The organism is Mangrovivirga halotolerans (assembly GCF_026241165.1).
Lineage (GTDB): Bacteria > Bacteroidota > Bacteroidia > Cytophagales > Cyclobacteriaceae > Mangrovivirga > Mangrovivirga halotolerans.
In genome coordinates, this window is the sequence record NZ_JAPFQN010000003.1 from 467,184 (window position 1) to 491,603 (window position 24,420).

General features: G+C 35.9%; 17 protein-coding genes. 8 read left to right on the top strand and 9 right to left on the bottom strand.

The annotated features are described in order from the left end of the window. Positions 1 to 9 precede the first annotated feature (9 nt). Positions 10 to 1,554: an OmpP1/FadL family transporter gene (locus OO013_RS06040; RefSeq protein WP_266055799.1), complete on the bottom strand. Its 1,545-nt coding sequence runs from the start codon at positions 1,552 to 1,554 to the stop codon at positions 10 to 12. 109 nt (positions 1,555 to 1,663) lie between these two features. Continuing rightward, on the bottom strand, positions 1,664 to 3,253 hold the full coding sequence (locus tag OO013_RS06045; RefSeq protein WP_266055800.1) for a hypothetical protein: 1,590 nt from the start codon (positions 3,251 to 3,253) through the stop codon (positions 1,664 to 1,666). Positions 3,254 to 3,390: 137 nt separating this feature from the next. Between OO013_RS06045 and proS the strand changes: the two genes are divergently transcribed. The 3 genes from proS (at position 3,391) to floA (ending at position 6,483) form a co-directional block, all read left to right on the top strand. Then, positions 3,391 to 4,866 carry a proline--tRNA ligase gene (proS, locus tag OO013_RS06050; RefSeq protein ID WP_266055801.1) on the top strand — a complete coding sequence of 492 codons (1,476 nt, stop codon included), beginning with the start codon at positions 3,391 to 3,393 and terminating at the stop codon, positions 4,864 to 4,866. A 129-nt stretch (positions 4,867 to 4,995) separates the two neighbouring features. Next, entirely contained in the window at positions 4,996 to 5,469 is a 474-nt protein-coding gene (locus tag OO013_RS06055) for an NfeD family protein (RefSeq protein WP_266055802.1), read from the top strand. Positions 5,470 to 5,493: 24 nt separating this feature from the next. Then, on the top strand, positions 5,494 to 6,483 hold the full coding sequence (gene floA, locus OO013_RS06060; RefSeq protein ID WP_266055803.1) for a flotillin-like protein FloA: 990 nt from the start codon (positions 5,494 to 5,496) through the stop codon (positions 6,481 to 6,483). A 55-nt stretch (positions 6,484 to 6,538) separates the two neighbouring features. Here the strand turns inward: floA and OO013_RS06065 are convergent, their stop codons facing one another. Together OO013_RS06065 and hemA are read right to left on the bottom strand one after the other, a co-directional pair. Further along, positions 6,539 to 8,785: a WG repeat-containing protein gene (locus OO013_RS06065; protein ID WP_266055804.1), complete on the bottom strand. Its 2,247-nt coding sequence runs from the start codon at positions 8,783 to 8,785 to the stop codon at positions 6,539 to 6,541. 9 nt (positions 8,786 to 8,794) lie between these two features. Further along, positions 8,795 to 10,063, bottom strand: coding sequence for a glutamyl-tRNA reductase (gene hemA, locus OO013_RS06070; protein ID WP_266055805.1), 1,269 nt, complete (start codon positions 10,061 to 10,063; stop codon positions 8,795 to 8,797). A 142-nt stretch (positions 10,064 to 10,205) separates the two neighbouring features. Between hemA and OO013_RS06075 the strand changes: the two genes are divergently transcribed. Together OO013_RS06075 and OO013_RS06080 are read left to right on the top strand one after the other, a co-directional pair. Further along, positions 10,206 to 11,120 (top strand): ComEA family DNA-binding protein, encoded by a 915-nt coding sequence (locus tag OO013_RS06075; RefSeq protein WP_266055806.1) that lies wholly within the window; start codon positions 10,206 to 10,208, stop codon positions 11,118 to 11,120. A gap of 44 nt (positions 11,121 to 11,164) precedes the next feature. Continuing rightward, a complete protein-coding gene (locus OO013_RS06080) occupies positions 11,165 to 15,184 on the top strand; it encodes an AAA domain-containing protein (protein WP_266055807.1) in 4,020 nt (1,339 codons plus the stop codon). 20 nt (positions 15,185 to 15,204) lie between these two features. Here the strand turns inward: OO013_RS06080 and OO013_RS06085 are convergent, their stop codons facing one another. The 3 genes from OO013_RS06085 to purD all read right to left on the bottom strand — a co-directional run bounded on the left by OO013_RS06085 (position 15,205) and on the right by purD (position 18,509). Beyond that, positions 15,205 to 15,699: a gliding motility lipoprotein GldH gene (locus OO013_RS06085; RefSeq protein WP_266055808.1), complete on the bottom strand. Its 495-nt coding sequence runs from the start codon at positions 15,697 to 15,699 to the stop codon at positions 15,205 to 15,207. Next, positions 15,699 to 17,087, bottom strand: a complete 1,389-nt coding sequence (locus OO013_RS06090) for a PSP1 domain-containing protein (protein WP_266055809.1) — start codon at positions 17,085 to 17,087, stop codon at positions 15,699 to 15,701. Before OO013_RS06090 ends, OO013_RS06085 begins: the two co-directional genes overlap by 1 nt. A 150-nt stretch (positions 17,088 to 17,237) precedes the next feature. After that, positions 17,238 to 18,509 (bottom strand): phosphoribosylamine--glycine ligase, encoded by a 1,272-nt coding sequence (purD, locus tag OO013_RS06095; RefSeq protein WP_266055810.1) that lies wholly within the window; start codon positions 18,507 to 18,509, stop codon positions 17,238 to 17,240. Positions 18,510 to 18,675: 166 nt separating this feature from the next. Here purD and OO013_RS06100 point away from each other — a divergent pair, with 166 nt between their 5' ends. Beyond that, the gene (locus tag OO013_RS06100; RefSeq protein ID WP_266055811.1) at positions 18,676 to 19,299 is read left to right on the top strand and encodes an HAD family hydrolase; all 624 of its coding nucleotides are present in this window, start codon (positions 18,676 to 18,678) and stop codon (positions 19,297 to 19,299) included. On the opposite strand, the gene recQ is transcribed toward OO013_RS06100, so the two are convergent. Beyond that, complete coding sequence (gene recQ, locus OO013_RS06105) at positions 19,296 to 21,494, bottom strand: DNA helicase RecQ (protein WP_266055812.1); 2,199 nt, start codon at positions 21,492 to 21,494, stop codon at positions 19,296 to 19,298. The genes OO013_RS06100 and recQ overlap by 4 nt on opposite strands. 88 nt (positions 21,495 to 21,582) lie before the next feature. On the opposite strand from recQ, the gene OO013_RS06110 reads away from it, so the two are divergent. Together OO013_RS06110 and OO013_RS06115 are read left to right on the top strand one after the other, a co-directional pair. Beyond that, the gene (locus OO013_RS06110; protein WP_266055813.1) at positions 21,583 to 22,551 is read left to right on the top strand and encodes a KpsF/GutQ family sugar-phosphate isomerase; all 969 of its coding nucleotides are present in this window, start codon (positions 21,583 to 21,585) and stop codon (positions 22,549 to 22,551) included. Between the two features lie 45 nt (positions 22,552 to 22,596). Further along, positions 22,597 to 23,673, top strand: coding sequence for a mannose-1-phosphate guanylyltransferase (locus tag OO013_RS06115; protein WP_266055814.1), 1,077 nt, complete (start codon positions 22,597 to 22,599; stop codon positions 23,671 to 23,673). Here OO013_RS06115 and rlmB read toward each other — a convergent pair. After that, positions 23,664 to 24,419, bottom strand: a complete 756-nt coding sequence (rlmB, locus tag OO013_RS06120; protein WP_266055815.1) for a 23S rRNA (guanosine(2251)-2'-O)-methyltransferase RlmB — start codon at positions 24,417 to 24,419, stop codon at positions 23,664 to 23,666. The genes OO013_RS06115 and rlmB overlap by 10 nt on opposite strands. Position 24,420: the final 1 nt, after the last annotated feature.

Here is a 24,420-nt window from a genome sequence, read left to right on the forward strand (position 1 = left end):
TCTTTTATTTTAAAATGATTTACCAATTGTTGCTAGTATCGATGAAGTAGACCTATCCATTTTTGCTGAAGGTGCAGTTCTATTTACTTCAGAAGCATACGGTTCAGCAAGAGTAAAAGGAGCTCTGGAGATATTTGTTTGAGACTTATACTGATAAGTGAAATCTATAAAAAATCCATTTTCACTTCTGTAACCCATACCTCCACTATATATTTTCTTGGCAGCTGCGTTTATATTATCTTTTCTTGGATTAGCATAATTAGCATATCCTCCTCTTAAATAAAGTTTGTTTGTTAGTCTATACTCTAACCCTGTTCGAATATTCCATACTGATTGATAATTATCTTCTATAAATTGATTGTCTCCGTCAAAATTGATGTCTGAATCATTTTTTAATTCCATTCCGGAATAATTGACGTGCTCTGCATCAAAAGTTATAAAACCTTTTTTCCCAAATAGATATGTTGCTCCTATTCTGGTTTTACTTGGAGTAGTAAACCGGTAATTTGGTTGTTCAATATAATCATAGCTGGAAATTGAAGCAGTTTCATTTGTTAAAATGATAATTTCATCTCCGGTATCATATTCATAATTATTAAAAATGCCTTGGACCAGAATTTCAAAATCTTCATTTACTGTATAACTGGTTCTTGTTTGATAAGAAAGTCCTAATGTTAGATTGTTGATTGGCCTTGTAATAATACCCAGTGTTGCACTTATCCCTGCGCCATAAGTGTCTACAAATTGATTATAGTTCATTGTTCTAAGAGCAGCATCACTCCTGGTTTCTGTATAAAAAGTTTCAGTAGTATAATCAAAAAACTGAAAATTCAGACCTACGCCAAGATAAACTCTGTCATTAATGTTTAGACCGTAAGAAGTATTGAAGCTGCTATTTTGGCCTTTCGTATCTGCAGAATATGTTATTGAAGAGGGTAATGGGGGATATATTTCACCATCTATATCTTCTATATAATATAAGCCCTGAGCGTCTTCATCTACCAGGAAGGCATTATATGCTAATTCAGGAATTGAACCAGCGAATTCGGGATTAAACTGATTTGGATCATATAAGCTATATATATAATCAAAAAAATCTGAATTAAATTCATTAGAATTCGATGATGTGAAGTACTCATTTCGATTAAATATCGAACTGCTAGTTAGTGATATGCCAAATCCATGAGATTTGATTAATCCATTATTTTTGCCATCACTTTGAAATACAATCCCAAGTGTGGGAGTGTTAAATCTGAAATCACTTTCCTTAGTGTTAGAATTATAAAAATTAGCTTTTGAGCTGATGAAATTTAATCCTCCCGTCAGGGCAAAAGATCTCTTATTAAAAAAACCAAGACCAGCGGGGTTTGAATATAAACTGCTGACATCACCACCCAAAGATACTTGAGCGCCACCAAGGGCCTGCATTCTTGCCGTTCCACTTATTTCAGTGTTTGATGCTTGTTCAACAATATCAACATAGGTTTGTGCTGATAATGAAATGTTAAATATTAGAATAAGAAGGGTTATATAAATCTTATTTAAAGAAATCATATCGAATGTAGAAATGTTTAGTTGATCAGGTTATAAATTGAAAGGTGCTCTATCTAATGTCAGACATTATGTAAAGCACCTTTCTTAAATCAATTAAGGGGTTGATCAATTAATTACCTCTTCCGCCTCTGCTACTTCTAGATGAGCCTCTGCTAGATGAAGAGCTTCTGCTGCTACTAGACGAGGAACTTCTGCTATATGATGACCCACTACTTCTTGATGATCCAGAGCTTCTGTAAGATGATCCTCCACCGCTTCTGGATGATGCACCACTTCTATTGTAACTTCTTGAAGATCCTCCACCGCTTCTGTTATAATTTCTTGAAGGGGTAGATCTCTGATAGTTTCTATTTGAGTTACCACTTCTATTGTAATTTCTAGAAGGTGTAGATCTGTTACTTCTGTTATAAGTATCTGAACTATTTGATCTCTGATAGGTTCTAGTTCTGTAATCACTATTGGTAGACCTTGTAGAGTTATAGCTTCTACTTCTATCAGTTGTGTTATAGTTTCTGCTTCTATCAGAATTATAATTTCTAGTAGTACTTTGCGTATAGCCTGATCTATTTGTAGATCTGCTAGTATAATCTCTTGTTCTTGCAGAAGACCTGTCACTTGAGGAAGCTAGTGTAGTTCTTCCTGCAGTATAAGATGATCTGCTTGTTGTATTTCTCGAGCTATATGAGTCTCTGTCATAAGAAGCTAGCCTGTTATCCCTGGTAGCACTTGTACGAGCACTAGTAGTTCTCGAATTGGCAGTAGTTCTTCCATTTGTGCTACGACCAATTTGGTCCCTGTCACTGGATGTAGCTGTTCTTCTAGGACTTAAAATATAGCTATTATTAGAACTGCTTGATCCGCCTGGTCTTGTTCCGGACAATCTTTTATTGCCTACATAATAATCTCCGTTGTTATAAGCATAGTAATTGTTAGACAAACCAGCATTATATCCGCACCAGTATCCATTGTTAAATCCTTGATTATAAGCATACCAGCCATTGCTGTATCCCCATCCCCAGGTAGGACGATACCATCCACCATATCCACCATACCATGGATCATACCAAGGATCGTAAAAACCACCGTAACCATAATATGGGTTCCTCCAAGGACGATTCCAGTTGCTCCATCCCCATCCAAAACCTATTCCAAAAGAGATGTTAAAATTCCATCCTGATCCTCCATAAAAATAAGGATCATACCATGGGTCATAGAATGCATTATTATAGCGATAACCCATGTTTGCATAAGTTGTCGGAATGTAATTATTAACAATTATAGTTCTGGAACCATCTTGTAAAACTTCCTGAGATCTTCCATTCGCATTATTGTATTGCGTAGTTTGACCCTGGGCATTATAGGAATTTACATTATTAAGGTTGTTTTCAGTATTTCTGTAATATTCTGGTTCTTCAGAATTAGCATTACTAACTACCTCATTAGTATACCTTCCTAAATAATCCGGGTTTATCTGAGTAGTTGATGATTGTTCAGATGTTCCGTTTTGCAGAATTGCATAATCCGGGCTGGCTTTCTGGTTGTTTTTAACCTCAACGTTTTTATTCTCAGATTTTTTCGCTTTTTCTTTTCTGTCAGCAGGTGTAAAATACATATCATCAACAACCTGGGCTTCGACAGTAAAACTAATTATAGCCAAGGCTATAATTGCTAATCGTCTTGTAAAAATATATTGGTTCATAATAACCCCTTTTTTTAATTGATTTTCATTAATATAAACGTTCCGACGCAATAATGGATATAATTATCCGGAAAGAATTATATTTGCCGAAACAAATTTCATTTGTCTAATATAACACAAAAAACGTACCAAAGTTTATGAGTAAAGGACTGCCAAAGAGAAGCGAAGACTATTCAGCCTGGTATAATGAACTAGTAAAACGTGCTGATCTGGCGGAAAATTCAGCCGTAAGAGGGTGTATGGTGATAAAACCATATGGTTTTTCCATTTGGGAAAAAATGCAACAAACCCTTGATAAAATGTTTAAAGACACTGGTCACACCAATGCTTACTTCCCGCTTTTTATTCCAAAATCTTATTTAAGTCGTGAAGCTGACCATGTTGAAGGATTTGCGAAAGAATGTGCAGTTGTAACTCATTACAGGTTGAAAAATGCTGATGATGGTTCAGGGGTAGTAGTAGATCCTGAGGCTAAACTGGAGGAGGAACTGATTGTTCGTCCTACTTCAGAGACAGTAATCTGGAATACATACAAAAACTGGGTAGAGTCATACAGAGACCTGCCAATATTGGTTAACCAGTGGGCAAATGTCGTGCGATGGGAAATGAGAACGAGATTGTTTCTTAGAACTTCGGAATTTTTATGGCAGGAGGGCCATACTGCCCATGCTACAAAAGATGAAGCGATTCAGGAAACAGAGCAAATGATTAATATTTATGCTGATTTTGTTGAAAACTTCATGGGGGTACCTGTGATTAAAGGTTTAAAATCAGAAAATGAAAGATTTGCAGGAGCTCTTGAAACTTACTGTATAGAAGCACTTATGCAAGATGGTAAAGCTCTCCAGGCAGGTACAAGTCATTTCCTGGGACAAAATTTCTCAAAGGCGTTTGATGTGAAGTTTACTGGTAAGGATGGTAAGCTAGAGTATGTCTGGGGCACCAGCTGGGGTGTGAGTACTCGTCTTATGGGAGCATTAATTATGGCTCATAGTGATGATGCAGGTCTTGTTCTGCCTCCAAACCTCGCTCCGATACATGTGGTGATTGTACCTATATATAAGAAGGAAGAACAATTGCAGGCTATTTCAGAGAAGGCTAACCATATTAAAAAGGCTTTACAAGATAAGGGGTATTCTGTCAAATTTGATGATAGAGACACGCATAAGCCAGGATGGAAATTTGCTGAATATGAATTAAAGGGAGTGCCTTTAAGAATTGCTATCGGCCCACGTGATCTTGAAAACGGAACAGTTGAACTTGCCAGAAGAGATACTAAGGAGAAAAATACAGTAGAAATAGAGGGTATCGAAAACAGAATTCCAGATCTGCTTGATGAAATACAAAATAGTATTTTTGAGCGCGCTAGAAATTTCAGAGATGAGAATATAAGAAAGGCAGATACTTTTGAGGAATTTAAAAACATACTCGATGAGAAAGGTGGTTTTATTAAAGCTCACTGGGATGGCACACCTGAAACTGAAGAAAAGATTAAAAATGAAACGAAAGCAACTATAAGATGTATTCCTTTAGACAATGAAATGGAAGAAGGTAAATGCATTTATACTGGTAAGCCAAGTAAACAACGGGTTATTTTTGCCAGAGCATACTAGGTCTGAAATAAAAATTTAGTAATATAGAGGCGGCTTTTTAGCCGTCTTTTTTTATTGGGAATTTATTTGTTGTTTTTTTTTATTCGATCAAAGGCAATTTTTTTACTTTTATTAAAATATTAATTGATTATGGCTGAATGGATCCCCGTACTTGTGTTGATCTTGCTTGGATTTCTTCTGATAGCAGCTGAGATTATTTTCATTCCCGGAACTACTATTGTTGGGTTTTTAGGGCTTGGAGTTGTGGTCACCGGAATTGTAATAGCATATCTTGATCACGGAGATACAGCAGGTAATATAATACTTGGGAGTTCTATAATTATTTTTTCAGGAATGGTTTTTCTTGCCTTTAAATTAAAGGTCTGGCAAAAATTTTCTGTCAGTTCATCTGTATCTGGGAAAATAAGAAGTGATGCAGACATAAAACTGAAAGTCGGACAGGTTGGAACTACGGTTTCAGCATTAAGACCATCAGGTGAAGCTGAATTTGAGGGAGAAAGGTATGAAGTGTATTCTGCAGGTCAGTTTCTTGACAGTGGGAAGACAATTGAAATTATTTCCATTGAAAAAGGAGGAAGAAAAGTAATGGTAAAACAAAAATAGACACCTTTTTAAATAAGTATTTTTATGAATGTAATGATCGTTGTTTATGTAGTGCTGGCCATCATTGGATTGATATTCTTTCTGATGTTTTTCCAGATTTTTGGACTGTGGTTGTCAGCACTTTTATCAAAGGTTTATATTAACCTTTTTCAGTTATTCTTTATGAGGTTAAGGAAGGTTCCTCCTTCAGTTATTGTTAATGCAATGATTACCTCAAGTAAAGCAGGTTTATCTCTCACCAGGGATGAGCTTGAAGCTCATTATCTGGCAGGTGGTAATGTGCCGCAAGTGACGAATGCTTTAATATCTGCTGATAAAGCAAATATTGCTCTTGATTTTCAACAAGCTGCGGCTATCGATTTGGCTGGTAGAGATGTATTTGAAGCTGTTCAGACTTCAGTAAATCCGAAAGTTATAAATACTCCTTCTGTTGCGGCAGTGGCTAAAGATGGTATTCAGTTGATAGCTAAAGCCAGAGTGACAGTAAGAGCTAATATAAAAAGATTAGTAGGAGGTGCTGGTGAAGAAACAATTCTTGCTCGTGTGGGTGAAGGTATTGTAACCTCAATTGGTTCTGCTAAAACACATAAAGAAGTACTTGAAAACCCTGATAATATTTCAAAATTAGTACTTGAAAGAGGTCTTGATGCTGGAACAGCTTTTGAGATTTTATCAATTGATGTTGCAGATATTGATGTTGGAGATAATATTGGTGCAAAACTTCAAATTGATCAGGCCAATGCTGACTTGAAAGTAGCAGAGGCACGAGCTGAACAAAGAAGAGCGATGGCAGTGGCAGTAGAGCAGGAGATGAAAGCTAAAGCCCAGGAGATGCAAGCTCGGGTAATTGAAGCTGAAGCTGAAGTACCTAAAGCAATGGCAGAGGCATTCAGACAAGGAAATCTTGGAATAATGGATTTTTACAAAATGAAAAATATCCAATCTGATACCGACATGAGAAATTCAATTGCCGGGCCAGATGATTCACGTAAGGATAAGGATAAAGATGATTAATTTAGAATCTAAAAAAAAAGCCTTCCAAATCGGAAGGCTTTTTTTTGATTATTTTCTAAAGATATTTAGCGACAGGTTCTGAGGTTTTTTTTCCTTCTGTCATACCGACATATTGCTTGTTTTGCTTATCGTAATACAATTCATCATAAATATCAGGTACGATATTCATTCCGTTTGAATCGTAAATTCCCCATTTACCTCTTTTTTGAACTCTGTAATCACCATTGTCAAGTGGAATGATCTTATCAAATTTAGGGAAGAGTAATTGTGAACCCTCAGTGTTAACCAGTCCGAAATAGTTCCCTCGCTTAACAAGATAATGTTGTTCGTTTGGAAGACCTTTAATCTCGTTGTAATCACATTCGATTATTTCATTGCCCTGCCTGTCTATCAGTCCCCAAAGTCCTTGTCTTTTAACTATTATCAGGTTGTTGTGTGATATAACCGATTCATATCTTGGTTGTATCACTATCTTTTCTCTTAAATTAATATATCCCCATTTATTTAAAATCATAATTGGAGCCATGTTTTGAGAGAAAAGTCCTACAGTATCATATCTGTTACTAATTCTTAATCTTTCTTCTGTATCAACGTATCCCCATTGTCCATCAATATTTACAGAATAAAAGCCATCTCTGAATCCGCCGAATTCAATTATTTCCTTTTCTAGCTTTTTATAATTTTCACTCTTGTTATTTAGCAGAAAACGACCATATTTTTCACTATAAATATAAAATAAGGTATCATTAATCGTTTGAATTTCATTAAAGGAATAAGGGAATAATCTTCTGCCGTTTAATTTATAGAGGTCTTTAATTTTATCAGAACTTTCCTCAAGAATACCTGCTGGATGTACGGTTAATTTATTTCCTGTTTCAAACTGGATTCCATCATTTAGGTTAAAAACTCCATATTGCTGTTTTTTTGTAAAAATGAAAGTTTCCTCGTTCACTCTTTTTAATGAAGAATAATAAGGCATTAAAGCCCATTCCCCTTCTGTATTTATGACTCCGAAAGTATCCTGATATTTAACTCTGGCAAGGTCACCAACAAAATGCCCTGCATATGAATACTTAACATCAGTTATCTTTTTCCCGTTTTTATCAAGGTATCCCTGCTTGCCATTCTTACTTACAATGAATCCCCCATTATCATTAATATTTACAGAATCATATTTTTCGCTATTAATTGGGTTTAGCCTCTCATTTAATATGGTGTAGACAAATTTTTGACCATTATGCTTTGCTCCGACAAAATAGTGGCCGGCTGATTCAATAAAATCGTAATTGAAATCAGAAAAAACACTTAGTGACTTGTCTGCCACTCCATATTTATCTCCTTTTTTAAGAATCAGGTAATTTGCAGAATGACTAAAAGCTATTGAATCGTACCAGATATTGTTAACTGGCGAAAAATTTTCATCTAATAATTGCCATTGGCTTCCCGAAGCAGCTATATATCCCGTGTTATTCTTTATAGGAATTAGCCGGTCATTCAATAGTAGCTTTTGTTCTTTATTTAATTCTGATAATATGTGGATGCTATTACTTTCCTGAAGGATGATTTCATTTCCATCAAGCGATATCGAAGAGTAAATAACATCAGTCAGTGCCCTTCCATTTGAATCCAGAAGACCTTTTTTTCCTTTGTGAATTCCAACAAGAATCCTGTCTTTTAAAATATTTATTTTATCATAAACCGCAGAGGTTGTTATGTTTTCTTCTAAATCATAGCAATAAAACGAATCTCCATCTTCTGAAAGAATAAAGTTGTTATCAATTATTTCTTCAATGGATTTAAATTTAAACGATAACAGAATGCGTCCTTTTTTATCTACAATTCCTTTAAACTGTTTTCCGTCAATCCATTTTGTAGCTATAAGGTATTCACTAGTTGCTGACGCCTCTAGAAAGTTATAATCAAAGGATATCTGCTCTTTTCCTTTAATATTGATGAGACCAAAGGTTATTTCAGATTTGTTATTTGGTTTGGCGGCTATAAAATAGTTATCAAGCACAGGGTAAAGTGAATAATATACCGGGTCGGGAATTGATTGCTCTTCGATCTCGAGTATGCCCCATCGGTTATTCTTTTTATATCCAAGGTATTTGTTGTCGATAATTTGAGTTGAACCGTTACTCCAACCAAGTTTATCATACTTTGCAGGGATCACGACCTTACCATCAGGATTTAGTAATCCTTCTTTGCCATCTTTTTTAAAAATTTCGTAATTGGCAAAAATGACAGAACTACCAAACGTCAGCATGACGATCGGTAACAAAAATATTTTAAGATAAGACATTAAAAAAATCTATTTAAGGTTCTTCTGTTCTTCCTTTTCCAGGTTAAAAAGATCATTCAACACATCAATAAGCGTATCAGCCTCTCCTCTTTTACAGGCTGCTTTAAGCTGGATCACAGGAAGCTTGATGATTTTTTGCATCATACTCTTTGTGATCTGCTCTGCTATTTTCATCTCCTCTTCAGAAGCTTTTTTCAGATAACGGGCAAGCTCTTCTTTTCTTATGTCTTCAAGAGCGCTTTTGAATTTTTTGATCGTTGGTGAAACCACCATTTCCTTAGCCCAGTCATTAAATTCGGTTATGCTTTCGGTTATGATATCTTCTACCAGTGGAATTGCTTCAAGCCTTCGATCAAGAGCACTTGTTGCTTTGGCCTGAATATCATCAATTCCATATACCATACATCCCGAGATATTGTCTACGGAAGTATCAATACTTCTTGGTACGGAAAGATCAATGAAATATTTAGCAACAACCGAATGTTTAATCATTCCTGGAATTATAATTGGCTCTTGTGAACTTACAGAACTTATAATAATCTGTGCTTTATCGACAAGGTCTGGTAAGTTTTCCAATTTATCGCTTTTGAAACCACATTCAAGAGCTATTGCTTCGGCTTTTGATTGAGTGCGATTAACAACAATGATTTCACAATCAGTAGTTCCGGCAAGATTTCTACAAACATCAATACCAATTTCCCCAAGGCCAACTACAAGAATCGTTGGGTTAACCATGGTGTTTTTCAGGTCTTCTACCAATTCACTTGAAGCATAAGATACACTTGCTGCCCCATCTCTGAATGGAGTTTCCTGAACTACTCTTTTATTGGTGAAAAATATTGTGTGCATTAATCTGTGAAGGAACGGGCCAGCCATTTCTTCATCTGCGCACCATTGGTAGGCTCTTTTAACCTGATTCGATATCTGAATATCGCCAACTACCTGGGCTTCAAGTCCCATTGAAACTCTGAATAATCTTTCAACTGCTAAATTGTTATCGGCAATCGTTTCGAAATACTCAGCTAGCTTTTTAGAATTGGACAGGCCTTTAAGTAAAGATAATTCTGTAATTATGAGATCATTAAGAATTTCTTCAGAACTGTAATAAAATTCAGTTCTGTTACATGTACTTAAAATAAGAAAGTCTTCTGCATTAGTCAATTCTTTAAAACGAGCTAATAATTGCTTAATCTCAGTTTCTGACAAAGCAACCATTTCCCTTATTTCTAAAGGAGTGTTTTTATAAGATAATGCTAATGATTTAAAATTTTTCACCATAACCAAAAATACTACCTGCAAAGATACATTTCAATACGTAAAATCACGTAATAATGTAGTAAAAACGCACAATTTAAATCAAATTTAAATAGATTTGTCATATTTCAGGCGTTCCTAATACTGAATTATATCTTTATCAACCATGAGATTTATCACCCGTACCTTAAGAAGGTTCTTATCTTCATTTTATTTTAATCGTAGTGAAGCCTCCGGGTTCCTCCTCTTAGCTATTTTACTGATCTCCTATATTTTTGTTTTAAAATGGGGAGATATTTTCTTCGAAAATAACGATTATCGCATTGAATATCAATATATTGAGGGTTCTGTTTCGTCAAATGTAACATCAGAGAAGATTTCATCTGAAATTGAAAATAATTCACTCGATCCAAATATATCTTCAAGACAAGAATTGATATCTTCCGGTTTGCCCGATTATCTTGCTGACAGATTAATAAACTATCGGAATAAGGGAGGGAAGTTTTATAAAAGAGCTGACCTTAAAAAGATTTATGGACTGAATGATAGTTTATATAATTTGATACATCCTTATTATAAAGATCAATATGGCAATAAGCTAAAGCCCCAGAGAAAGGTAAGCAAGCCTTATGTGAAGGATTCGTCAAAATCAAATCATCAACCCTTTAAGCCAAAAGAGATTTACTCTTTTGATATTAATGAGGCAGATACAATTGACTTGAAGCAAATCTATGGAATAGGTAGTGTTCTTAGTCAGAGAATTATAAAATACAGAAATTCACTGGGAGGCTTTATTTCTGCAAATCAACTTTATGAAGTTTGGGGACTTGAAAAATCTGTTGCTGATGAATTATTGAAGCATGCCTCCATAGTAAATGGATTTGAACCCAGAAAATTATCAATTACAAATACTTCTATTGATTCTTTGGCTTCACATCCATATCTTTCGTTCAAACAGGCAAAACTGATGAAATCTTATTATCAGTCGCATGAAAATGGATTTAGAAAAGAAGACTTTTACAAAATTTATGCGATTGATTCCGCCTCAATTACAAGGATTTTACCTTACCTGACGTTTTAGTCCTGTACTTTTGTTATTTTCGATTTTTTATAGATCAATTATACATGAATACGCTTCTTCGTGAATACCTTAAAAAATTAACTAATATCAGTGGTTCCAATCGAACACTGCAGATGCTACGGCTACCTAAAGCCCAGTTTCTGGATATTCATGAGTTTCATGCAGTAACAGCCCAGGGGAAGTCATATGATATAATTGAAAGTCTAATAAAAAGGGATAAAAAGATATTTTTATGTCCATTTATAGATCCTCGAGATGGAGAAAGTAATGAATTAAGCAGCAGGCTTAGAAAATTACAGCGAATGGACAACTTTGTTTATGAAGAACGAGGAGCGAGAGATCTTTATATAGGCTGGCCATTTATCGAAGGGAAATTTACAGATGGAACATATTTAAGGACTCCACTCATTTATTTTCCTGTAAAAATTTGGCTGGAATCTAATAACTGGTATTTAAAGCCACGATCTGAAGAGTCAGTTACATTAAATAAGGCATTTATTCTTGCTTATGCCTACTATAATGATCTGGCACCTGATGAAAATCTAATGGACAAGGTTCTAGATGATATTCTGGGAGATGATATTTCTTTTAAAACCAGAATCTATTCACTTCTTAAAGATTCTTCGATAGAATTAAATTTTAATACCAATACTTTTACCACCGAATTGGAAACTTTTCAGGAAAAATTAAAGCCTGAAATAGAAAAAACAGGATCACCCGGAGAAATTAAATTGGAAATGAACGCAGTTCTCGGCTTGTTTCCTCAAACAGGTTCTTATCAAGTACCTGATTATTTGAAGTGGTTAGAAAAAAATGAGTACGAGGATGTCGAGTCATTTTTTATGACTAAGAAAATTGAAAATATCCTTCATGAAGAAACGGCTTCAGGATATCATTCTCCTATTAAAGAAGAGGAATTGTTTCTGCCTTTTCAGGTGGATGCCTTCCAGGAAGATGCTATTAAAACAGTTAAAAATGGAAATAGTGTAGTTGTACATGGCCCTCCTGGTACAGGTAAATCACAATTGATCTGTAATCTGGTTAGCGATTATATTTCAAGAGGTAAAAATGTTTTAGTCGTTTGTCAGAAAAGAGTAGCTCTTGATGTTGTTTACAAAAGGTTGTCTGAAATAGGTTTAGATAAATTTTCAGCTTTAGTACATGATTTTAAAGAAGACAGGAGGGATATTTATTATAAAATTGATAGTCTTATCAACAACCTGCGAGAGTTTGAAAGATTAAATAACGGGCTGGATACAATTCAGCTGGAAAGAGATTTTCTGCAAACTTGTCGTAGAATCGATCAAATAAATGAAGAACTTGAGGATTATAAATCTGCTTTGTTCGACCTTGAAGAATTTGGCCTTTCTATTAAAGACTTGTACTTAAAAACAGATCTTAATAAACCCAAAGTAGATTTAAGGCAATATTACCGTGAATTTGATCAATTACGAACTGAGGGGTTTTTACAGAAATCAAAATCTATTCGTTCGTTCGGTTCTAAATTTACCCAGGATAATTATCCATTGAGTTCCAGAAAGTCCTTTTCAGATTTATCAATTCATGACAGACAAACTATATTGAAATATCTGGGACAGATGCCAGATGCAGCACAAAAAGTAAAGGACGTTAGTAATGCATTATTGAAAAGAGACCTTTCCTTTCATGAAGCTGAATATATCTATAATTCAAGAGAGCAAATAGAAAATTTATTAAGCCTGATTAAAAGTAAGCAGGTGTATAAAGCTTTCGTGAGAATGGTAAACCACTCCACCGATGGTAAATCAGATCTTAAATGGTTGTCCGGAAAAGAAAGGGTAATAATTGATTGTTTTAAAAAATATGGTCCGGAGACCTCCTTAAAAGCTTCTGAGTTAGGGCGCTTTCAGGAAGCTTTAGAAGAAGCGATGACCAAAAGAAGAAATATTTTTAAATGGATCAGGTGGAGGCTTTTTTCTAAAGATAAATTTTTTATTAAACGAGTTATTACCGCTAATGGACTAAGATATGATCGGGAAGGGTTTAATATTTTGGTCGAAAAAATAGATAACAGATTAAATCTGGAGCACAACCTCTCGGATATTAAGAATAAAAAGTGGCTTAGCGATCTGCCTGAGACTTATGAAAAGGTGAATTTTCAGACCTGGTTTTTCAACCAGAAAAAGGCATTAACTGCTAAAATTGAATTTTCAAACCTTAGAAACTTTAAGGAATATTTTAACCTGGAAAATATTTCCTTTAAAGATCTTAAGGCGTCGCTTGAAAAGTTGTTAGATGAATTTGCTGTTATCCCTGAATATAAATCAGAATGGACTACTTTTTTTACTGAAAAATTAATTAACAGGCTAATGTCTGAACCCGAAAGGATCAGGCAAGTAGAAAGAGCAGTTTTAGATGATTTTGACGATTTGTGTGAGTTTGATAAGCTCTGGGAATCATTTGCGGCACATGAGAAGGATGTTTTTAACAAAGTAGTTGAGTATCAAAATTCAGAAAATAATGATAATTTGAATTTTGAGGCTGTTTTTCTTAATTCTGTTTATTTATCCTGGATAGAGCATATTGAAGTTAAATATCCGGTATTGCGATTAGTTAGCACGACTAAGTTTAAACAGATGATCAAAGAGCTTCAATATCTTGTAAAGAAAAAGCAGGAATTAGTTATTGAAATCACTTTGCTGAATGTCAGAGAAAGAACCTATGAAGATCTTGAATTTAACAGGTTAAATAATCGGATTACTTATCGTGATCTGGAGCACCAGGTGACTAAGAAACGGAAGATTTGGCCCATCAGGAAATTAGTTGAAAATTTTGAAGAAGAGATTTTTAAATTACTTCCATGCTGGCTGGCTTCACCGGAAACGGTATCTGCAGTATTTCCTTTTAATAGAAAGGTTTTTGATCTTGTTATTTTTGATGAGGCAAGTCAGTGCTTTGTTGAGAAAGGACTTCCTGCTATTTACCGGGGAAGTCAGGTAGTTGTAGCAGGAGATGAAAAGCAGTTGAGGCCTCATGATCTATATAAAGTGAGATGGGATGACGATGAGCTGGATCATCCGGATTTGAATATCGATTCCTTGCTGGATCTATCTAAACGATACTTGCCTTCAGTACAATTAAAAGGCCATTACCGAAGTAAAACCCCGGATCTAATCTCTTTTTCAAATAAGGAATTTTATAATAATAATTTAAGGCTACTTCCTAATTTAAAGGATGTGAATCAAAATGAAGGTGCAATTGATTATATAAAGGTAGAAGGTACCTGGTCTGACCACAAAAACGAAGTCGAGGCACAAAAAGTGATTGATCTGCTGATCTCAATTCCTGATGATTATCCAGGTAAGACAGCCGGAGTAGTAACTTTCAATGCCCGACAACAAGATCTTATTAATGATCTGATAGAATCTGAAATAATGAAAGGAAAAAGATTGCCTTCAGATTATTTTGTAAAGAATATAGAGAATGTTCAGGGTGATGAAACTGATATTTTGATTTTTAGTACAGCATATGCTCCTGATGCCAAAGGCAAAATGAAGATGCAATTCGGCTTGTTAAATCAGGATGGGGGAGAAAACAGACTGAACGTGGCGGTTACCAGGGCAAAAGAAAGAATTATTATTGTGACTTCTATTCTTCCTGAACAGTTAAAAGTCAAAACATCAAAATTCCCGGGACCAAAGCTGTTAAAGAAATACCTGGAGTACGCTAAATCAGTTTCAGATGGCGAATTTAAGCCTTCACGAATAGAGTATGATGTGAGTAAATCAGGAGTCTATCTTACTGATAAGCTTAAGCAGCTATCTTCTGAAAATGCTCATGAATTTATATTGAAAGAAGAAATGCCTTTTGCTGATTTAACAGTGATATCCAAAACGGGAGATTATGAGGCTTTAATTTTGACAGATGATCAGCAATTTTATGAAGGGGTTAGTGGAAAAGACTGGTTTGCTTATCTGCCTATTGCTTTAAAGGAAAAAGAATGGAAGTATAATCATTTTTATTCCAGAAATTATTGGCTGGATTCTGAAAAGGTAAATGATAAATTAAGGCTGATCATTCATTGATCAGCCTCATTTAAATATTGTTATTCTTTAATTTTTTCTACTCGAAATCCGGCAGCTTGTAATCCTGTTAATTCCTGGTCTCTCATGAAATGAGTAATGTTGACTTTATAAGTTCCGGTATCAGGAAATTGAAATGATTTTTTATAAGGTGTCTGTATTGTATAAAGATCTCCAATACTACTTTCTCCCAAAGGTTCTCCTGACTTTCTGTCGAAGATCATTATTTCATCAGGCTGATTCTCCATTGCCATATTTTTAATTAATACCTCTCCCTCAGCGTTAGTTAACTCAGCACCGAGGTATAAGTTATGAAATGGATATTCGTTCGTATTCCTGATGTTATAAAATAAATTATAGGGAGATTCTGAATCAGTTATTTGAAACTCAAAATTTATTGAATTATTACGATTCCAGGTATTGTTTTCAAAGTCATTATATTCTTCAAATACTCTGGTGGTGTCACAGCCTGAAAGAGTCAGCATCAATGTAACTGTCAAATAAAAAAATGATTTCATTATTGTTTGTTGTTGTTATTATTAGGGTTTTTTCTTCCTCCTTTTTTGAATCTTCTGTTTTTATTATTTCCTCTTGGCTTTCCTTTCGGTTTTTTGTCCTGACCTTCAGATGAAGCCCCCTGAGGTTTATTTTCTGCCTTTGGATGATTTTGCCTGGAGTATTTAGAACCTTGTTTTTTTGCCGGTTGTCCGCCACCCTGACTCTTAGGCTGATTGCCTGCTGGCTTTTTCTTTGCTGCAAGCTGCTGTTGGCTTTGATTTTCCGGTTTCTTTCTTCTTTTCTTTCTTTTTTTCTTCGGTTTACTACCTTTACTAAGTTTCTTATCTAATCGTTCAAGGTCGCTATTAAGGCTACTTCCCAGGTTAAGTTCGATTTCATCTTCAAACAAGGTAGCAGGTTTAATGCCTTTTTCATTAAGTTCAATTATTTCTCTGACCCTATTTGCTTCTACAGGGTGCCAGGTGTTTTCATCAGAAAAACCAAACCACATAATTTTCCTGAAGATATCAGTTTTCTGAAGGCGTGCTTTACCCTTTTCGGTTTCAATGGTTTCATTTTCCATTTCCGGGATATCTTTCAGAGCATCCATATAGGTTTCAAGCTCATAATTCAAACAGCATTTAAGTCTGCCACACTGACCTGATAATTTACCCGGATTCAAAGACAGATTTTGATATCTTGCTGCAGAGGTTGAAACACTCTTGAACTCAGTAAGCCAGGTTGAACAACATAATTCTCTTCCGCAAGAACCAATGCCGCCAAGCATACCAGCTTCCTGTCGAAGAGATATCTGCTTCATTTCAACGCGGATCTTAAATTCTGCTGCCAGAACTTTAATTAATTCTCTGAAATCAACCCGGTCATCAGCAGAATAGAAGAAAGTTGCTTTAGAATTATCAGCCTGGTACTCAACCTCTGAAAGCTTCATTGACAGACCAAGATTTCTGATTATTTCCCTGGTTCTGTAAAGAGTAGGCATTTCCCTGTTTTTGACCTCTTCGTATTTTTCAAGATCTTTATCGGTTGCTTTCCGGTAGATATTTCTTACCTCTTCACTGTCTTCCTCTACACCCTTTTTCTTCATCTGAAGTCTAACCAACTCCCCCTGAAGAGATACATGACCTAAGTGATGGCCATTGGGTACGTTAACAATAATAGGTTCTCCGGTTGTAAGATCCAGGTAGTCAGAATTTCTAAAAAATTCTTTTCTTCCGTTCTTGAATCTAACCTCTACTATATTGAATATCTGATCTGAAGGTAATTCCATATTCGACAACCAGTCGAATACATTCATTTTGTTACAACCACCCGTGCCACAAGCACCGTTGTTCTGACATCCTGAAACACTACCATCTTTATTTTTAGTTGCGCATGTACTACAAGCCATAATTAATTTTTTCCTTTGTCCGCAAATACCGGTTCATACACATCGTTGTGGCAAACATTATCTGTTATATTCACAACTCCCAATGTCTAAAATACTAATTTTTTTGCGGTTTCCTTATTTGGTAAGGTAAAGCTTTACAATAATCCTGATTTACAGGTCAAAACCAATGTCCTTTCTGAAATAGATTTTATCCCAGGAGATCTTTTCTGCTGATGCATAAGCTTTTTTCAAGGCTTCGTTCATTGATTTTCCTTTGCCAGTAAGAGCCAAAACTCTGCCTCCGGATGTTAAAACAGACCCGTCTTCAGATTTTGTACCAGCATGAAAAATACTCGCTTCATGATCTTCATATAAACCATTGATAATTTTACCTTTTTCATAACTTTCAGGATAGCCACCTGAAACTAGAATCACTGTAGCAGTAGTGTCTTCATCAATTTCCAGTTTGTATTGATCAAGTGTATGCTCATTGGTTGCTATAAATGCTTCTACAAGGTCGCTTTTTATTCTTGGTATAACTGCTTCAGTTTCAGGATCACCCATTCTTACGTTATATTCAATAACATATGGATTCCCTTCTACATTCATCAAACCAATAAATATAAAGCCCTGGAAAGGAATGTTTTCTTTATTTAAACCATCTATAGTGGGTTTTATGACTTGTTCTTCAACCTTATCCATGAAGTCTCCCTGAGCAAATGGTACCGGACTGATTGCCCCCATTCCCCCAGTGTTCAATCCTTTGTCACCTTCTCCGATTCGCTTATAATCTTTAGCTTCAGGGAGAACGATATATTGCTTGCCATTTGTTAATACAAAAACGGATAGCTCAATACCAGACAGGAATTCTTCAATTAAAACCTGGGCACTCGCGTCACCAAATTTCGCATCTAGAAGCATTTCCTTTAATGATTCTTTTGCTTCTTCAATACTTTGAGCAATTACAACACCTTTTCCAGCTGCCAGACCATCTGCCTTTAAAACATAAGGAGCAGAAAGAGTCTCCAGATATTTATAGGCTTTCTCAATGTTTTCCTTAGAAAATGTTTGCGCTTTAGCTGTAGGGATGTTGTTTCTTAACATAAACTGTTTACTGAAGTCCTTACTTCCTTCCAGTTCTGCTCCAGCCTTTTCTGGCCCGATTATAATTAAATCAGACAATCTATTATCCGCTTTAAGGCTATCGCTAAGACCGTCAACTAGTGGTGCTTCAGGTCCTACAACGATCATTCCGATCTCATTGTCTATAATGAAATCAGCAACCTCATTATGGTCATTGACATTTAGAGATGTATTTTTTCCGATATTTTCAGTTCCAGCATTTCCAGGAGCGATAAATAACTGATCGCAATGTTTGCTTTCTGCAATTTTCCAGGATAGAGCATGTTCACGCCCACCAGATCCGACTACAAGTATATTCATTTGTTTTTTAGCTTTTATTGAGTTATTACGGTCTTAATATTAATCTGCATTTAGAAAAACAGATGCCGAATAAGTATTATTTCTACAAATATAATAACCATATAATCTTCAGGTATTAAAATTGATAAATATTGGTTATGGTATGGGATATTTTTAACAATTGAGTGTGATTAAGGATCTGCCTACTTATTTTTGCGCCATGATCGATCTACCTGAAAAAACCGGTGCCAAAGCATTAATCTTTGATCTGGACGGCACTCTTGCCGATACCATGGAAGTACATTATGAAGCGTACAAAAAAGTAACTGATAGTTATGGAATAGATTTTTCCAGGCAGTTATTTTACGACTGGGCCGGTACTCCAACAATCACTACCTTCGAAAGACTGAAGGAAATGTATCAATTAGATGACATGGATCCTGTTGATTGTACCTTAAGAAAAAGAGAAAATTTTAAAAAGAACTTCCATCTCGTCAACCGTATCGAGCCGGTGTTTGAGATTGTAAGGGAATGGCATGGTAAGCTACCGATGGCTATTGGAACGGGGAGTAGCAGGCAGATGGGGATGAAAACCATAGAAACATTGCATATGACCCCGTATTTTGATCATATCATTACAGTTGATGATGTTTCAAAAGGTAAGCCAGATCCGGAAACATTTGCAAAATGCGCCTTGTTGATGGGGGTTGAAACTTCTGATTGCCTGGTGTTTGAAGATGGAGAACCCGGAATTGTTGCAGCCCGGGCTCTCAATATGAAAATTGTTGATGTCAGAGAGTATCTGGGTTAATTAGCTACCTCTGATAGAAACTTAATTCTAATAAGTCGAATTTCTTCTTCTGAATATTCATCTTCGTCAAATTCGTCAAGGGCATCTTCAAGGCTGTCATTTTCTGCCTCCATGAAATAATCGAATAGTTCTTCTTCAGCATCCTCATCAAGGTAGTCCTCGATGTAATAGTCAAGGTTTAATTTGGTTCCTGAATAAACAATATTCTCTATTTCATCAAGTAAGGCTTCAAAGGTGATGCCTCGTGATTCAGCGATCTCTTCAAGATCAATTTTTCTGTCTATCTGAGAAATTATATGAATCTTGTGTTTGGATTTATCCCCGGATGTTTTGATAAGAATATCATCAGGCTTGATAATATCATTGTCTTCAACATATTTCTTGATCGCCTCGATGAATGGTTTACCAAACTTAGTGACTTTCCCTGTTCCAACGCCATTGATCTTTGTAAGCTGATCTCTGTCAGTAGGATAAGTGGTAGCCATTTCCTCTAATGAATTATCCTGAAAGATAACATAAGGAGGTAAATCCTTTTGAGCTGCGAGTTTTTTACGCAGGTCTTTCAAAAGAGAAAATAAGTTTTCATCGTAACCCCTTGATGGGCCTGAAGGCTCATCCATTTCTTCTTCAGTTTCCCTGGTGAGCTGACTATAATCGTGGGGTTTGGTGATTTTAATATCATGAGGTGACTTTAAAAAGTCTTTTCCTTTACCGGTTAGCTTAAGTACCCCGATATTATCGATATCTTTTTCAATGAATTCAAAGATCAGTGCCTGACGTAGAATTGAAGACCATAATTCTTTTGATTCTTCTTTTCCTTTTCCGTAAATAGATGTTTTGTCATGGCCGTACGATAAAACATACTGATTCGCAGATCCACGGATTACATCAACAAGGTGGCCGATACCAAATCTTTCACCTGTTTCTGAGACAGCTTTTAATGCAGTAACCATATGTTCCTGGCCTTCAAATGACTCAGGCGGATTATTACATGCATCACAACCGGCAGTACTTTGACATTCTGCTTCATCCCAAGACTCTCCGAAGTAATGTAAAAGTTGTTTCCTTCTACATACCGCAGATTCTGCATAGGCTGAAACCTCTTCAAGCAAAACTTTTCCGTTTTCACGTTCAGTCACGGATTTGTCCTTATTGAATTTTTCAAGTTTCAGGATGTCGTTGTAACTGTAAAACATCAGGCAATGGCCATCGAGGCCATCCCTTCCGGCACGTCCTGTTTCCTGATAATATCCTTCGATAGACTTAGGAGTATCATAATGGATCACGAAACGAACATCAGGCTTGTCAATACCCATTCCAAAGGCAATTGTTGCAACGATGATATCTATGTCCTCACTGAGGAAACCATCCTGGTTGGCCATCCTTACAGAACTTTCAAGCCCTGCATGATATGGGGCAGCTCTGAATCCATTGACAGCAAGGAACTGGGCGATTTCTTCCACTTTTTTCCTGCTCAGGCAATAGATAATTCCAGACTGACCTTTTCTGGGTTTTAAAAACTGAATGATCTGCTTTTTGATATTTTGTTTAGGTCTGACTTCATAATACAGGTTGTGCCTGTTAAATGATGATTTAAAGACCGTAGCGTTATCCATTTGCAGGTTCCGCTGAATATCTATCTGAACTTTCGGAGTAGCCGTTGCAGTTAAAGCAACAACAGGCATTTCTCCCAGATCACCAATAATTGTTTTAATTCTACGGTATTCAGGACGGAAATCATGTCCCCATTCTGATATACAGTGCGCCTCATCGATCGCAACAAGTGAAATATTGATCTTTTTAAGGAATTCAATATTCTCCTCTTTTGTCAAAGATTCCGGAGCCACATATAATAATTTGGTATTTCCGGCCAAAGTTTCTTTTTTAACCTTGGTGATTTCACTTTTGCTTAATGAAGAATTTAAAAAATAGGCACTAAGCCCAAGAGCTCTTAGCTGATCAACCTGATTTTTCATCAGTGCGATCAATGGCGAGATAACAATTGTCGTCCCCTCAAGAACCACAGCAGGAAGTTGATAACAAAGAGACTTACCAGCACCAGTGGGCATAATGACAAAAGTGTCTTTGCCATTGATAATATTATTAATAATATTTTCTTGATTTCCCCTGAAATGGTGGTAGCCAAAAACTTCCTTTAAAGTGGATCGCAGTAAATCTGTACTAACTTCCGACATATAATGGTATTACCTTAATCTCTAGCTTATTTGAAAAAAAAATCAAAAATTTGTCTTACAAAATTTGAAACTAAACATTATTCAGACATTGAATTTAGCAAAAAATATAAAAACAATCGCTAAAAATGTACTTATAAATGAGTCAGATGCAATAAAAAACATTGCTTTTCTCATTGACGACGAGTTTGAAGCGATAGTAAGGGCAATTATTGAGTCAAAAGGCAGGGTTGTAATCACTGGAATTGGCAAAAGTGCAATAATTGCAAATAAGATTGTTGCAACTATGAATTCAACAGGTACTCCTGCATTGTTTATGCACGCAGCTGATGCTATTCATGGTGATCTTGGGATGGTACAGCCGGATGACTTTGTGATTTGTATTTCAAAAAGTGGTAATACGCCCGAAATAAAAGTTCTGGTTCCATTGATTAAGCGAACAGGTTGTACTCTTGTAGGACTCGTGAGTAATACTGAAAGTTTTCTTGCTCAGCATTCTGATTTTACTCTCAATGCTACAATTGGAGAGGAAGCCTGTCCTCATAATCTTGCACCAACCACCAGTACTACAGCTCATTTAGCACTAGGCGATGCCCTAGCAGTAGCACTTTTAGAAGCAAAAGGGTTTACCAGTGAGGATTTCGGTAGATATCATCCAGGTGGAGCTCTCGGAAAGCAACTTTATTTAAAGGTAGATGATATATACCCGGCTAATGAAAAGCCGATTGTCCGTCCGGATACTCCATTGAAAGATTGTATAATTGAAATCTCGAGCAAAAGGCTGGGTGCAGCAGTTGTGATCAGTGAAGACGAAAAAATTGTGGGAGTAATTACTGATGGTGACCTGAGAAGGATGCTGCAAAAAAATCCTTCCCTGGATGGATTGAAAGCCTCTGATGTAATGGGGGAAAACCCAAAGACGATCGAAGCCGGAGAGTATGCCGTAAAGGCTTTTAATGTAATGCAAGAAAATAATATCACACAAATAATTGTAACTAACGAAGATAAATTTGTAGGTTTTGTACATTTGCATGATCTTTTGAGAGAAGGAATTATTTAATTAAATTTAGGATAAGGGAATGTTTTCCCTTTCAATAAAAAAAATATGCATAAGAAACTTTATGTTGTTTTAATGGCTGGAGGGATTGGGTCCCGTTTTTGGCCATATAGCAGAAATGCAGAACCTAAGCAATTCTTGGATGTACTTGGGGTAGGAGAGTCTTTACTTCAAATGACTTATAAACGATTTTTGAAAATAGTAGACCCTGAAAACATTCTTATAGTAACAAATGCTGATTATGTCGACAAGGTTAAAGACCAATTGCCTGATTTAAATGATAATCAGATTTTGGGGGAACCATTAGGTAGAAATACTGCGCCATGCATTGCATATGCTGCATATAAAATAAATGAGCGCGACCCTGATTCTGTTATGGTAGTTTCTCCTGCTGATCATGCTATTTTTGATGAAGATGTGTTTATCGATACCTTGAAAATTGCAATAGAGAAAGCTGAACAAACAGACTCATTACTTACTATTGGGATTAATCCTCATAAACCTGAGACTCAATATGGTTATATTCAGTTTATTGAAGGAAAGGGGAGAGTAAAAAAGGTGAAAACATTTACTGAAAAGCCTCATGAAGAGCTTGCAGTTAAATTTTTGGAATCCGGAGATTTTTTATGGAATTCCGGGATATTTGTTTGGAACGTAAAATCAATAATAGATTCTTTTGAGAATTATGCTCCGGATATCGCAGAGACATTTTCAGAAGGGCGAGGTCTGTATGATACGCCTGAAGAATCTAAATTCATAAAAAAATCTTATTCACATTGTAAGAATATCTCCATCGATTATGCAATAATGGAGAAATCAGAAAACGTTTATGTGGTTAAGGGTGATTTCAGATGGTCTGATCTTGGTAGTTGGAATGCTATCCATGAGATGAAAGAAACTGATGAAAACGGAAACGTGGCAGACGGTAAAGTAACATTTTTAAATGCAAATAACTGTTACGTTAAAACCTGTGATTCAGATAAAGTGGTTCTGGTTGATGGTCTTGAAAATTACCTGATAACAGACTGCAAAGATGTACTGTTGATTACACCAAAAGGCGACGCTGCCAAGATAAAGCATTATGCTAAAAAAGTGAAAGACAATTGGGGCGAAGATTATTTATGATCCAGCCTTTGTCTGACAACTTCATAGGCCGCCATTCCGGCAGCTACGGATACATTTAGCGAACTAATATTTCCACTCATTGGTATTTTACCAGCTTCATTAGCTTTCTTAAGGTATTCAGGAGAGACACCGTCTTCTTCTGATCCCATTAAAAGAGCTATTGGGCCGGTAAGATCTATTGTGGATATTTCCTTGTCAGTTTTTTCTGTGCAAGCCACTACATTCACCCCATAATCCTGCAAAAAGTCTATGGATTCTTTTAAGTTATTTTCTCTGCATACTTTTATATGATTAAGGGCTCCAGCAGATGTTTTTACTGCATCACCAGTAATCATGGCACTGCCACGTGAAGGGACAATTATTGCATCTACTCCCATACACTCACATGTTCTTGCAATTGCACCAAAATTTCTAACATCAGTGATACGATCCAGTATCACTAAAAACGGATTTTTACCTTCCTCGTAGAGGCTGGTTACTACCTCTGTCATTGGTAAATATTTCACAGGACTAATAAATGCTATAGCACCCTGGTGATTTTTCCTGGTTATCCGGTTTAATTTTTCCTGTGGCACATACTGAACAGGGATTTCATGGGTTTTTGCAAGCTTAACCAACTCTTGCATTAACTGATTTCTTTCATTTTTTTGAAGAAGCAATTTTTCAACCTCCCTGCCAGCTTCTATTCCTTCAATAATTGCTCTTGTACCGAAAATGTAATCTTCTTTCTTTGGACCTGTTCTCATA